This is a genomic window from Nocardia acidivorans NBRC 108247, assembly GCF_001625085.1.
Taxonomy (GTDB): domain Bacteria; phylum Actinomycetota; class Actinomycetes; order Mycobacteriales; family Mycobacteriaceae; genus Nocardia; species Nocardia acidivorans.
Genome location: NZ_BDAW01000100.1, coordinates 17,900 through 31,998, shown reverse-complemented (window position 1 = coordinate 31,998; position 14,099 = coordinate 17,900). Strand labels below are relative to the sequence as shown.

Below are 14,099 nucleotides of genomic sequence, written 5' to 3'. Positions count from 1 at the left end.
TCACGGATCCACACCAAATCCGATCTGCGCCTGCGCTTCTCCCGCCGCCGCCCGCCGTTTGGCCGTCGTCGCGGGCCTCTATCGCACGTGTGTCATCGACGGCGTTCTGGACCGATCGCCCGCGGACTACGTGCGAGGGCCGCGAGCGTCGAACGAGTCACCGACACTGGGACTTTCACACCTGCAATGCGAAGCCGTGCTGTGCGCGGCCCGGGACTCGGACAACCCACCGGACTTCGCGCTGGTCGCGATGCTGGGGCTACTCGGGTCGCGGAGCAGCGAGGCATGCCGCTGCGGCATCGACGATCGAGGCGAGGAACACGGGCACCGAGTATGCGTACCACCGGCAAAGGCACCAAGACCGCACTCGTACCCTTACCGCCCGCGGTCGGGCGATCCATCGACCGCGCCATCGAGAACCGAGTTCGCGGTCCGATCCTGGGGAACCTGCGCGGTCGGCGCATGGACCGGCACTGCGCCACACGGCGTCTGCGGCGGATGGCCGACCATGCGCTCGTGCGGCTGCCCCCGCTGCACCCGCACATGCTGCGCCACACCTTCATCACCACCATGCTCGACGCCGGAGTGGACCCGCGCGATGCCCAGCTCGCAGCCCGCCACGCCGACCCACGCACCACCATGCGGTACGACCGTGCCCGCACCAACCTCGACCGGCACCCGAACTACATCCTGGCCGCCTACATGGCTTCCGCCATATGACCTCTCAACCATCCGCACATGCCGAGTAGCCGACGCGCGGCGAGTCACCTGCACGGCATCCTCGGCCCTCTTGCCACCGGCCTACGCACCGCGTTCGCCGCCGTGGCCCGGCTGCTCACCATGACATCCATGCGAGGACTCGCATTCGAGCAACCGTGCGACTGCTCAGCCGAAGAAGTCGAGTAGCAGCGGCGCGAGCAGTTCGGGGCGGCCGAGGATTTCGTGATCGGCACCGGGCAGGACTACTCGACGTGCGCCGGGGATGGCGGCAGCCAAAGCTTGGTTCGCGGTCTGGATCCACGGCCAGGTCTGATCGCCGTTGACGACCAGTGCGGGGATGGTGATCGTGGCGTAGCGGTCGGACTGCAGACGCATCCGGGGTCCGCACACGGCGACGTCGTAGGGCAGGCTGCCGGCCTGGGCACGAAGGAATTCCCACATCGGTGCCTCACGCATACCGGCAACGATCGGCGCCGGCACCTCGACCTGCTCGGTGAGGAACAGTTCGGCGGCGGCATCGTAGTCGCTGCGGCCGAGGCTGGCGACGATCCGATCGAAGACATCGACCGGCGGCTCCGTGCGGTTGCCGTCGACCACCGCGGGCATTTCGTACACGGCGACCTTGTCGATCGGCAGTCCGCGTAGCACGCCTTCCAAAGCCAGTGCAGCGCCGGAGGAATGGCCGAACACCTGCGCGGCGCCGCCTACATGCTCGATCACTGCCGCTAGATCGTCGATCTCGGATTGGACGGCGAAGTCGCCGCTGGCATCGGTGCTCCCGCCCCGGCCGCGACGGTCGTAGCTGACCGCGGTGGCGTGGGGGGCCAGGGTCGAGGCGAGCGCGGCGACGGTCGAGCGGTCGTTGAATGCGCCGCCGATGAGGATCACCGGTGTACCGGAGCCGGTGGTTTCGACGGCGATCGTGCTGCCGTCGGAGGAATGGACGGCGGTCAGGACGGGATTGGTCATGGAATGTGTGCCTTTCGATGGTTGGTCGCCGTCAGGCAGCGGCGGGGAATCGGAAGCCGAGGTGGGTGACGGCCGGTGAATCGACGACCTGGTATCGGTCCAACTCGATCACGCTGTCGGGCAGTTGATCGAACAGCCGGGTGCCCTGCCCGAGCAGCACCGGTGCGATGTGAACATGCATCTCGTTGAGCAGGCCTTCGGTGATCGCCTGCTGCACGATTCTCGCGCCGCCGCTGATTTGCACGTCCCGGTCGCCGCAGGCGGCCTTGGCACGCTCGATCGCGGCCGCCAGTCCCTGGGTGACGAAATGAAAAGTCGTGCCGCCCTTGCGGATCAGCGGTTCGCGCTGACGATGGGTGAGGACGAACACGGGTGCGCGGAACGGCGGAGACTCGCCCCATGGCTCCTCCCCGGAGTCGAACATCCTGCGCCCCATCACATACGCGCCGGCTCGAGCGAACATTTCCTTCAGCAAGGCATCGTCGGTGCCCTGTGCTCCGCCGTCGAACCCCGCGCGTTCACGCCAAGCCTCGTGCGCGACAGCCCATTCGGTGATCCGAAAGAACCCTTCGTCGAGGTAGGGCGGCTGCTGCGCGGCGAGCCCACAGATGTAGCCCTCCAATGAGATCGTCATATCGGTGCGAACGTTGGGCATGTCGTCTCCTCGACGTCGTCTTCGATACTGTTCGAGTAGTCCTCGAACGGGCTGCACGGGTTTCGACATCGGAATCGACATAAGCAGTGAATTGTGACTCAGCTCATATTCGCCCGGTTCGTTGTTCGACCACTGCAGGCAAATGACCGAGCGCAGCACTTGGCCACTGCGCAGCTTCTCGAGAGCCGAGCTCACGTCGTTCAGCGAAATGGTTTCAGTGACAAAGGAATCCAGATCGAGGAGGCCTGGCGATAGAGGCCGATCGGGGCGGGGAAGTCACGTTCGGTGACGGTATCGCCGTACCAGGAGGATGTGATCGAGCCGCCCGCCACCCGCAGATCCAGCAGGGGGATGTCGAGACGCTGGCCCCGCTCGAATTGGGAACGCTGACCAGCAGGCACCTGGAATCCCGAACGTACTCATCTGGCGCATAGCCCGCGGTTCGAAACGGCCAACCCGTCGAGGCCGAAGATCAACCGCCCGAGGCGTCTCGGGCCGTTGCTGTGGTGCGCGGAGCTGGATCGGGGGACTGCTTTCCATATGGCGATTGTGGGGTCAGCGCCCGAAACGGTCGCTGATGTCATGACTACGGGTTCACGAGGTGAGTCGGTCGAGCTCGAGCATCGCGGCCGGCTGGTTCAGGATCGTCGGGGACGCACGTGCGGTGACCCGCACTCTCCGAAGTCGCACGATACGGAGTCCACGCAGATCGACACCGTAAGTGACGGGGCCGGATTCGATGTCCTGGAGCGGGACGACGCGGTAGTCGGCTGCGTCGAGGAAGGATCGAGTACCAGGAATCGGCGGGCTGACCCGCCCGGCTGGCCTCCTCGGACTCCGCTGAAGATCAGGAATTCGCCCGCAGGCGTGCTCGACTATCGAGGTACCCCGGGCACAGGGGCGCGCAACCTTCACAGGTTGGCGTAGCCGCCTGAGCTCCACACGATCCTGCGGAAGTTCTCCGGGGTGATGGCTTGGCGTGCTGGTACTCCTGGTGCGATCGGATACGGCCAGAAGCCGTAGCCGCATCTATGGCAGTAGTGGCCGGCGCTCCAGGCAGGTTTACTGACCGAGATACCTTTGGCAATTCGACTGTTTCGGCGAGTTCTGTGAGACGCGATCCAGGACAGATGCGTGTCGTAGATGCGCAGCGTGCCCGGCGTCAGCGTCGTGCGGACCTTCGCCACGACCTCGCCGAAGGTCGGCGCGGAAGACTCCGCGACCAGATCGGCGGGCGTGATGCCCATCTGCGAGAGCACAGCCGCGCCGCCGCCGTCTCCGCCGAGACACCCGCCGTCTCCGTGCCGGGTGCGCTCATCGGGACAGCCCCTCCAGGAGGGGGTCGAACGCCTCGGCGATCGCCGAGGCGTGCAGATAGCCAATCGATTGCGTGAGGTGTTGGCGAGCAGTAGAACTCGATCGCCCGGGAACAGATTCACCCGCCGTCGCCAGCGATACGGCAGCCGGACAAAACCGGCCCGAATGACCGTGAGAGCCCCCGGCGTCACGTCGGCTGCGGGCTCGGCCACCAGGACCGCTCTGTCGGCCGCAGGCTCAGCCGGTCACCCTCGGACCAGTTCAGCGCCTCGAACAGCTGCCGGTCCACAATCCGGCCCCCATGGCCGACCGTGGACAGACCGTAGGCCAGGTCCGAGGGACGAAGCGGAGGCGGCGGCGGTGCGGTCATAGGACCGTGCTGCAGTTCCCGCAGCGGCGCCCGCAGCGGTGCCAACAGCGGGATCACCGGGCACCACCACGGGATTCGACGGTCATCGAGGGGCCGCCCACTCGGGCGGGATCTGGCACACGAGCCAGGAATCGGTGCAGGTCAAGACGATTCGTCATGGTCATCCTCCGCGTGTGCGAGCGCACTCGAACACGCACGTCGGGGATGTGTCACCCATGCCACTGATGTGTGCGCGAGGCGGGACTTGAACCCGCACGTCCGTGGACACCAGAACCTAAATCTGGCGCGTATGCCAATTTCGCCACTCGCGCTAACGGTACGACCGTCCAAACTCTACCGGGCTGAACGGCGATCCAGAAGCACCGGGAGGGTGTGGCGTACTGGTCGGTAACCCTACCTGGGATTATAACGATTTGATAAATCGCAATGTGAGGAGCCCTCATATTTCCTTCATGGGTGTAACTGCGCTCACCAGCGGGTTCAAACATGAGGGAGGGTCATGTTTGTGGGCATTCTGGTACTGACGTACGGAAATACTCGGGGGTAGGGATCCTGGCGGTAACCAAACATGAGGAGAACCTCATGATTTTGTGGAATCCTCGGCGTCTACCAGGGCCAGTTGGCCGGAGGAACACCTGCGCACCGTGAGCGCGGCCCAGTCCTGTGGGGACGGGGACGCCAGGAGAAGGAAGTCGAAGCGTTGACGATCAACGAGAGCACCGGGACCGGATCGAAGGCCGAACGGGCCAAACAGAACCGGGATAGTGGAGTCAGGTCGTCGCTCTTGGACCGGTTGCTGGGGGGTGCGCCCTACGCACTGGCGTTCGGTGGGCAGGGCGCCGCCTGGCTCACCGAGCTCGAGGAGATCGGGCGCGACAGCGCACTCGAACCCGAGCTGACCGCACTGGTCAACGAGGCGGCGAACAAGCTGGAACCGATTGCGGCGCAACTGCTCGTGGTGCGGCCCGTCGGTTTCGACCCCATCGGCTGGATGCTCGAGGAAGAGCTCGCCGACCCGGAGCAGGGGGAGGTGTCGGGGGCGCCTTCCGCGCAGGTGTTGCGCTCCGCCGCGGTCTCCATGCCCGGTGTCTTCCTGACGCAGATCGCCGCGCTGCGGGCACTGCGCCTGCAGGGCCTCGATATCGTCAGCACCGCTCCGGCGGCCGTGATCGGGCACTCACAGGGCCGGATCGCCGCCACCGCCGCACAGGCGCACGGGCACCGTGACGCCGAATTGCTGGCCATTGCCCAGTTGATCGGCGCGGCAGCCGGATTGGTCGCCCGTCGCAAGGGTCTGATGCCGATCGGCGAGCGCTCGCCCATGGTCGCGGTCTCCCATGTCGATCCCGAACAGCTGCAGGCCGTGGTCGACGAGGTCTCGCGCGGCGTGGACGCCGACAAGGCCGCCGTGCTCTCCATTCGCAACGGCCGCCGCCGCGCGGTGCTCAGCGGTCCGGTGGCGCAGCTGGATCGAGTTCGCCAGCGCGCGGCCGAGATCCACGAGGAGCAGTCCAAGGAGCGTGAGGCCAAGAAGCGCGGCGGCGCGGTCTTCGCACCGGTCTTCGAGGACATTCCGGTCGAGGTCGCCTTCCACCACCCGGCCCTCGCCGACACCGTGGAGATGGTGCGCGGCTGGGCCGCACAGTGCGGCCTGGACGATGAGCTGGCCGCCGCCCTCGCGCAGGAGGTGCTGGTCGATCCGATCGACTGGGTCACCATTGTGGACACCACCGTCGCCCAGGGCGCGCAGTGGATTCTGGACCTGGGTCCCGGCGATCTGCTCTCCCGCCTGACCGCCGGTTCGCTCAAGGGCACCGGCGTCGGCGTCCTCGCCGCCTCCACCCGTCCGGGTCAGCGCAGCCTCTTCACCCCCGGCGCCGCGCCCGAAATCGCCCCCGCCTGGGCCGAATTCGCGCCCAAGCCGGTGCGCCTGCCCAACGGCCGCATCGTGGTCGAGACCGCCTTCACCAAGCTCACCGGTCGCTCGCCCATCCTGCTGGCGGGTATGACCCCCACCACCGTCGACGCGAAAATCGTTGCGGCGGCGGCCAATGCGGGCCACTGGGCCGAGCTGGCCGGCGGCGGTCAGGTCACCGAGCAGATCTTCGCCGACCGTGTCGCCGAGCTGAAGACCCTGCTGCATCCGGGCCGCTCGGTGCAGTTCAACTCGCTGTTCCTGGATCCGTACCTGTGGAAGTTGCAGCTGGGCGGCAAGCGCCTGCTGCAGAAGGCCCGCACCGCGGGTGCGCCCTTCGACGGCGTCATCGTCACCGCCGGTATTCCGGAGCTGGAGGAGGCCGTCGCCCTCATCGAGGAGCTGACCGAAGTCGGCATCACCCACGTCGCCTTCAAGCCCGGCACCGTGGCGCAGATCCGCGCCGTGCTCCGAATCGCCGATGCCGCACCGGATTACGCGGTCATCATGCATATCGAGGGCGGCCGCGCCGGTGGTCACCACTCCTGGGAGGACCTCGACGACCTGCTGCTCGAGACCTACGGTGAACTGCGCAGCCGCGCCAATGTGATCGTCTGCGTCGGCGGCGGCATCGGCACCCCCGAGCGCGCCACCGAATACCTCACCGGCGCCTGGTCGCAGAGCTACGGCTACCCGGTCATGCCGCTGGACGGCGTCCTGGTCGGCACCGCCGCCATGGCCACCCTCGAGGCCACCACCACCCCCGAGGTCAAGCAGCTGCTGGTGGACACCCCCGGCACCCCCGACTGGGTCGCCGCGGGCACCGCCACCGGTGGAATGGCTTCGGGCCGTAGCCAATTGGGCGCGGACATCCACGAGATCGACAACTCGGCCTCGCGCACCGGCCGCCTGCTCGACGAGGTCGCCGGTGACGCCGACGCCGTCGCCGAGCGCCGCGCCGAGATCATCGAGGCGCTCAACGGCACCGCCAAGCCGTACTTCGGCGATGTCGCCACCATGACCTACCTGGAGTGGCTGGAACGCTACGTCGAGCTCGCCGTCGGCCTGGACCGGCGCAAGGATTTCGACTGCGGCGGCGATTTCGCCTCCGCCATCGCCGACGCCACCGCCTCGGTCTGGCTGGACATCACCTGGCGCGACCGGTTCGCGGAAATGGTGCGCCGCACCGAATCCCGTCTGAACCCGGCCGACCGCGGGCAGATCGACACCCTCTTCGCGAGCGATGACGCCTTCGAGACCCCGGTCAAGGCCCTGTGCACGTTGAAGGAGCAGTACCCGGCCGTCGCCGAGGCCGTCCTGCACCCGGCCGATGTGCCGTTCTTCGTCAGCCTGTGCAAGACCCCCGGCAAGCCGGTCAATTTCGTCCCCGTCGTCGATCAGGACGTGCGCCGCTGGTGGCGCTCGGATTCGCTGTGGCAGGCGCATGATCCGCGCTACACCGCCGATCAGGTCTGCGTCATCCCCGGCACGGTCGCCGTCGCGGGCATCACCCGGGTGGACGAGCCGGTCGGTGAACTCCTGGACCGCTTCGAACAGGACACCGCGTACTCGCTGGTGCGCGCGGGCGTCGTGCCGGCCGCCGTCGACGGCCGCCGCCGCGCCGAGGTCACCGCCGGCGCCATCGATATCGTGCTGGCCGCACCGGATGTGCAGTGGTCCGGCCGCACCACCGTCAACCCCATCCATCGCCTGGGGGACCTGGCCGAGTGGACGTTGAACGGCCAGGGCGCGATCCACCCGCCGACCGGGGCCACCCTCACCCCGATCGCCGAGCCCGAGGCCGATCACGCCTACGTCGAGCTGGCCGTCCCGCTGCTCGGCCGCGCGGTGTCCGATTCGCAAGACGCCGTGCGCATTCGGATCACCGTCCCGGTGTCGGTGTACAACGGCGGCGCACCGGTCATCACCGAAGCCGATGCCACCGAGGCCATGTCGGCGCTGCTCGCCGTCGCCGCCGGGCAGTCGCTGCCCGAGGTCAAGACCGCCGAGGGCGGTGCGAAGGTCGCGCATCTCAATGTGGCCTGGAGCCCGGACCTCATCGCCGACCACGCCGGTGTCACCGGCTCCGGTCTGCCGGAGGGCCTGAGCACCCTCGGCCGCAGCGTCCCCGATGTGCTGGTCGGCGCCTGCTGGCCCGCGGTCTTCGCGGTGCTCGGCGCGAGCCGCACCGCCGATGACCGCAGCGTCATCGAGGGCATGCTCGACCTGGTGCACCTGGATCACCAGATCCGGCTGAACGGTGAATTGCCCACCGCCGCAAGCGTGCTCGCGGTGCGGGCGGAGGCGGGCGAGACCGTCGACACCGATATGGGTCGCGTCGTGGAGGTGCACGTGCGCATCTCCGGCATGCTCGACAAGCCCGAGACCGGCATGTCCATGCCGACCGTGGCCACCCTGACCGAGCGTTTCGCCATTCGCGGCCGCATCGGCAATGGTGAGCTCACCGATCCGCCGCGCGCCGGTGGTTCGCTCTCGGAGCACGCCGGTGACACCCCGCGTCGCCGCCGTCGCGATGTCACGCTGACCGCACCGCGGGCCATGGCCGCCTTCGCGCAGGTCTCGGGCGATCACAACCCGATCCACACCTCCGAGGCCGCCGCCAAGCTGGCCGGGCTCGGCAGCCCGATCGTGCACGGCATGTGGCTCAGTGCCGCTGCGCAGCACGCGGTTTCGGCTATCGACCTGAGCGATAAGGTGCCCCCGCGCACCCTCACCGCGTGGACCACCCGCTTCCTCGGCATGGTGCGCCCCGGCGCGCAGATCGATGTGCGCGTGGAACGCGTCGCGGTGGATCAGGGCACCGAGATCATCGAGGTCTCCTGCCGCATCGCGGGCGATCTCGTCATGACCGGCACCGGCCGCGTCGCCGCGCCGAAGACCGTCTACGCCTTCCCGGGCCAGGGCATTCAGACCAAGGGGATGGGTCTGGACGCCCGCACCCGCTCCAAGGCAGCCAAGGAGGTCTGGGACGCCGCCGACAAGCACACCCGCGAGGCCCTGGGCTTCTCGATTCTCGCTGTGGTGCGCGACAATCCGACCTACCTCAAGGCGCGCGGTGTCGAATACCGGCATCCGCAGGGCGTCCTGCACCTGACCCAGTTCACCCAGGTCGCCATGGCGACCCTCGGTGTGGCCCAGGTCGCGGAGCTGCGCGAGGCCGGTGCCTTCATCGAAGGGGCCATGCTCGCCGGGCATTCCGTCGGTGAGTACAACGCGCTCTCGGCCGTGGCCGGCGTGCTGCCGCTGCACGCCGTGCTCGAGGTGGTATTCCAGCGCGGCTCGGCCATGCATGAGCTGGTACCGCGTAATGCGCAGGGCCTCAGCGACTATCGGATGGCCGCCATCCGCCCGTCGCAGATCGGCATCGCCGATCACGAGGTCATCCCGTTCGTGAACCGCATCGGCGAGGAGTCCGGTGAGTTCCTCGAGGTCGTGAACCTCAACCTGCGCGGCTCGCAGTACGCCATCGCGGGTACCGTGGCCGGGCTCGAGGCCCTCGAGGTCGAGATCGAGCGTCTGCGCGCCGAAACCGGCGGCAAGCGCGCGTTCGTCGTCATCCCGGGCATCGATGTGCCGTTCCACTCCACCGTGCTGCGCGCCGGGGTGCCGGAGTTCCGCACCAAGCTCGAGGGGCTGCTGCCCGCCGACCTGCACCCGGAACTCCTTGTCGGACGCTACATTCCGAACCTGGTGCCGCGACTGTTCAACCTGGGGCGCGATTTCATCCAGGAGATCGCGGACCTGGTCCCGTCCGAGCCGCTCGCCGAAGTGCTCGGCAATTGGGATGATTGGGCCGCCCGGCCGACCGAACTGTGCCGCGTGGTGCTGGTCGAGCTGCTGGCCTGGCAGTTCGCCAGCCCGGTGCGCTGGATCGAGACCCAGGATCTGCTCTTCACCGATGTCGAGCACGGCGGCCTGGGCGTCGAGCGGTTCGTCGAGGTCGGTCTGGCCGCGACGCCCACCGTCGCGAACCTGGCCTCCAATACGCTCAAGCTGCCCGCGTTCTCGAACACCACGGTCGAGGTGCTCAATATCGAGCGCGAAGCCGCCATCGTCTACTCCACCGACACCGACCCGGCGCCGGTCGACGAGCCGGAGGAGACCCCGGCCGAGACCGCTTCCGCCGCAACGGCTCCGGCCGCCGCCCCCGCCGCGGCCCCGGTCGCCACCGGCGGCCCGCGCCCGGACGACCTCGGCTTCAGCGCCGCGGACGCCACCCGCATTCTGATCGCGCTCTGGACCAAGCTGCGGCTGGACCAGATCGGTCCGGTGGACACCATCGAGGGCCTGTGCGACGGCGTCTCCTCGCGGCGTAATCAGCTGCTCGTGGACCTCGGCGCGGAGCTCTCGCTCGGCGCCATCGACGGCGCCGCCGATGCCGATATGGGTGCGCTCTCCGCGACGGTCGAGCGGCTGGCCCGCACCTACAAGCCGTTCGGCTCGGTGCTGTCCGATGCCATCGGCGATCACCTGCGCAAGGTCTTCGGACCGTCGGGCAAGCGGCCCGCCGCCATTGCCGAGCGCGTCAAGAAGGTCTGGGACCTGGGCGACGGCTGGGCCAGCCATGTCACCGCCGAGGTGTCGCTCGGCACCCGGGAAGGCGCTTCCGTTCGCGGTGGCGACCTGGGCGGACTCGTCTCCGGTGGCCTGAACGACGGTGCGGCCGTGGACGCGGCCATCGATGCCGCCGTGCAGGCCGTGGCGGCCCGCCGCGGTGTCGCGGTCTCCATGCCGTCCGCCGGTGGCGGTGGCGGCGCGACCGTCGACGCCGCCGCGCTCGGCGAGTTCACCGAGCAGATCACCGGCAGCAATGGCGTCCTGGCCAGCGCCGCCCGGGTGGTGCTCGAGCAGCTCGGCCTGACCGAGCAGCTCTCCGCGCCCGAGATCTCGGACGACAATCTGGTCGATCTGGTCTCCGCCGAATTGGGCAGTGACTGGCCGCGACTGGTCGCCCCCGCCTTCGACGCCCGCAAGGCGCTGCTCATCGACGACCGCTGGGCCAGTGCGCGTGAGGATCTCGCGCGCCTGTGGCTCGGCAACGACGCGAACAATGCCGAACTCCCCATCGACGGCTACGTTGGTGCGGGCGAAGCCGTTGCGACACAGGCCAACTGGTGGCGTGAGCGCGCCAAGAGCGAGGCCCGCTCGGTGCTGGCCGGACTCTACGGCCGCATTGCCGAGGCCGCCGTTTCCGCCGAGGATCCGGGTACCTGGTCCTCGGATATCGCCGTGATCACCGGTGCCAGTAAGGGTTCCATCGCGGCCGCCGCGACCGGACGCCTGCTCGCCGGCGGTGCGACCGTCATCGTCACCACCTCCTCGCTGAACGACGAGCGGGTCGGCTTCTACAAGAAGCTGTACCGCGAGAACGCCCGCCACGGCGCGTCGCTCTGGGTCGTCCCGGCGAATATGGCCTCCTACACCGATATCGACGCGCTCATCGAGTGGGTCGGCAACGAGCAGGTCGACAATGCCGGTGGCGCCAAGGTTCTGGTCAAGGAGGCGATGACCCCCACCCTGCTGCTGCCGTTCGCCGCACCCCGCGTCGCCGGTGATCTCGCCGATGCCGGGGCTCGCGCCGAAATGGAGATGCGCGTCCTGCTGTGGTCGGTGGAGCGCCTCATCGGCGGTCTGTCCAAGCTGGGCGCGGACCACGATGTGGACGCGAAACTGCATGTGGTGCTGCCGGGTTCGCCCAACCGCGGCATGTTCGGCGGTGACGGCGCGTACGGCGAGTCCAAGGCCGCGCTCGATGCCATCGTCAGCAAGTGGCGGGCCGAGAAGTCCTGGGCCGCCCGGGTCACCCTGGTGCACGCGCTCATCGGCTGGGTGCGCGGCACCGGGCTCATGGGCGGGAACGATCCGCTGGTCGAGGCCGTCGAGAAGGCGGGCGTGCAGACCTGGTCCACCGAGCAGATGGCCAATGAGCTGCTCAAGTGGTGCACCTCGCGGGCCCGCATCGTGACCGCCTCCGGACCGCAGCAGATCGATCTGACCGGCGGCCTGGCCGGGGCCAAGCTGGATCTGCCGGAACTGGCTCGCCAGGCGCGCGAACAGGCCGAGGCGGAGGCCGACGCCGAAGGTGTTGACGCCGCGACCATTTCGGCGCTGCCCGCACCGCCGACGCTGTCCTCCAAGCTGCCGACCCCCGAATGGGGTTCGGTGACAGCCGATCTCGACGATATGGTCGTCATCGTCGGCGCGGGCGAGCTGGGCCCCTACGGTTCGGCGCGCACCCGCTTCGAGATGGAGGTCTCCGACCAGCTCTCCGCCGCGGGCGTTCTGGAGCTGGCCTGGACCACCGGCCTGGTCACCTGGGAGAACGATCCCAAGCCCGGCTGGTACGACACCGAATCCGGTGAGTACGTCGAGGAGGCCGACCTCGCGGACAAGTACCACGACATCGTGGTCGAGCGCTGCGGCGTGCGCCGCTACGCCGATGACGGCGCCATGGTGGGGAACACCGCGCCGCTGCTCACCTCGGTGTTCCTGGACAAGGACCTGTCCTTCGTCGTCAACAGCGAGTCCGAGGCGCGGGCCTTCTACGCCGCCAACCCGGACCAGACCGTCATCACGCCGGTCGACGGCACCGGCGACTGGCAGGTGACTCGCAAGGCGGGCACCGAGATTCGCGTGCCCCGCAAGGCCAAGCTGTCCCGCGTGGTCGGCGGCCAGATCCCCACCGGCTGGGATCCGACCCGCTTCGGCATCTCCGCCGATATGGCGAGTTCGGTTGACCGCGTGGCGCTCTGGAACATCGTCTGCACCGTCGACGCGTTCCTGGGCTCGGGCTTCAGCCCGGCCGAGCTCATGCAATGGGTGCACCCGTCGCTGGTGGCCAACACCCAGGGCACCGGTATGGGCGGCATGTCCTCCATGCGCTCGCTGTACATCGACAACCTGCTCGGTGAGCCGCACGCCAACGACATCCTGCAGGAGGCGCTGCCGAACGTCGCACTGGCACATGTGGTGCAGAGCTACGTGGGCAGCTACGGCGGCATGATCCACCCGGTCGCCGCCTGCGCCACCGCCGCGGTCTCCGTGGAGGAGGGTGTGGACAAGATCAAGCTCGGCAAGGCCGATCTGGTGGTCGCCGGCGGGTACGACGATCTCGGCATCGAGGGCATCGTCGGCTTCGGTGACATGTCCGCCACCGCCGACTCGGCCGTCATGTCCGCCAAGGGCATCAGCGACCGCTACTTCTCCCGGGCCAACGATCGCCGCCGCGGCGGCTTCGTCGAATCGATGGGCGGCGGAACGGTATTGCTCGCCCGCGGTACGGTCGCTCGCGATATGGGTCTGCCGGTGCTCGGTGTGGTCGCGTACGCCCAGTCCTTCGCGGACGGTGTGCACACCTCCATTCCGGCCCCCGGTCTGGGCGCGCTCGGCGCGGGTCGCGGTGGGGCACAGTCCAAGCTGGCCAAGGAACTCGGCAAGCTGGGTGTGAGCGCGGACGAGGTCGCGGTGATCTCCAAGCACGACACCTCCACCGCCGCAAACGATCCCAACGAGTCCGAGCTGCACGAGCGCCTGGCCACCGCCATCGGCCGCTCGGAAGGCGCTCCGCTGTTCGTGATTTCGCAGAAGACCCTCACCGGTCACGCGAAGGGCGGCGCGGCGGCCTTCCAGATGATCGGCCTGTGCCAGGTGCTGGAGCAGGGCGTCATCCCGCCGAACCGCAGCCTGGACTGCGTCGACGAGAAGATGGCGGCGTACCCGCACCTGGTGTGGGTACGCGAGGCCATGGAGCTCGGAGATCGCTTCCCGCTCAAGGCCGGTCTGGTCACCTCGCTCGGCTTCGGCCACGTCTCGGGTCTGGTCGCCATCGTGCATCCGCAGGCCTTCATCGAGGCCCTGGATCCGGGGCTGCGCGAGGAGTACCAGCGCCGGGCCGAACAGCGTCAGCTCGCCGGCCGCCAGCGTCTCACCGAGGCCATGTGCGGTGGCGCTCCGCTCTATGAGCGCCCCGCCGATCGCCGCCTCGGCGGCGATGGCACCCCGGCCAAGAAGTCGCGGCAGCTCGAGGCCGACATGCTGCTCTCGCAGCAGGCCCGATTGGGTTCGGACGCAACCTATGTCGCCGTCCCGCCCGGACCGGCTTGCCGGTGAGACTCAGCTGGAATAGCTGAACG

The 14,099-nt window shown here is 68.5% G+C and carries 7 protein-coding genes and 1 tRNA gene; 2 read left to right on the top strand and 6 right to left on the bottom strand.

The features are described from left to right. Positions 1-186: 186 nt before the first annotated feature. The gene (locus NA10_RS38350; RefSeq protein WP_373862471.1) at positions 187-720 is read left to right on the top strand and encodes a tyrosine-type recombinase/integrase; all 534 of its coding nucleotides are present in this window, start codon (positions 187-189) and stop codon (positions 718-720) included. Positions 721-885: 165 nt separating this feature from the next. Here the strand turns inward: NA10_RS38350 and NA10_RS32635 are convergent, their stop codons facing one another. The 6 genes from NA10_RS32635 to NA10_RS32615 form a co-directional block, all read right to left on the bottom strand. Beyond that, entirely contained in the window at positions 886-1,689 is an 804-nt protein-coding gene (locus tag NA10_RS32635; RefSeq protein WP_067574562.1) for an alpha/beta fold hydrolase, read from the bottom strand. 31 nt (positions 1,690-1,720) lie between these two features. Beyond that, on the bottom strand, positions 1,721-2,539 hold the full coding sequence (locus tag NA10_RS32630; RefSeq protein ID WP_218021624.1) for a dihydrofolate reductase family protein: 819 nt from the start codon (positions 2,537-2,539) through the stop codon (positions 1,721-1,723). 5 nt (positions 2,540-2,544) lie between these two features. Then, a complete protein-coding gene (locus tag NA10_RS38000) occupies positions 2,545-2,745 on the bottom strand; it encodes a hypothetical protein (protein ID WP_067574560.1) in 201 nt (66 codons plus the stop codon). A gap of 510 nt (positions 2,746-3,255) precedes the next feature. Further along, entirely contained in the window at positions 3,256-3,591 is a 336-nt protein-coding gene (locus NA10_RS37310) for a hypothetical protein (RefSeq protein WP_157556902.1), read from the bottom strand. Between the two features lie 257 nt (positions 3,592-3,848). Continuing rightward, positions 3,849-4,088, bottom strand: a complete 240-nt coding sequence (locus NA10_RS32620; RefSeq protein ID WP_067574559.1) for a hypothetical protein — start codon at positions 4,086-4,088, stop codon at positions 3,849-3,851. A 172-nt stretch (positions 4,089-4,260) separates the two neighbouring features. After that, positions 4,261-4,342: transfer RNA gene (locus tag NA10_RS32615), tRNA-Leu, on the bottom strand. Between the two features lie 389 nt (positions 4,343-4,731). Here NA10_RS32615 and NA10_RS32610 point away from each other — a divergent pair. Continuing rightward, positions 4,732-14,076 carry a type I polyketide synthase gene (locus tag NA10_RS32610; RefSeq protein WP_067574558.1) on the top strand — a complete coding sequence of 3,115 codons (9,345 nt, stop codon included), beginning with the start codon at positions 4,732-4,734 and terminating at the stop codon, positions 14,074-14,076. The last annotated feature ends 23 nt before the right edge of the window (positions 14,077-14,099 follow it).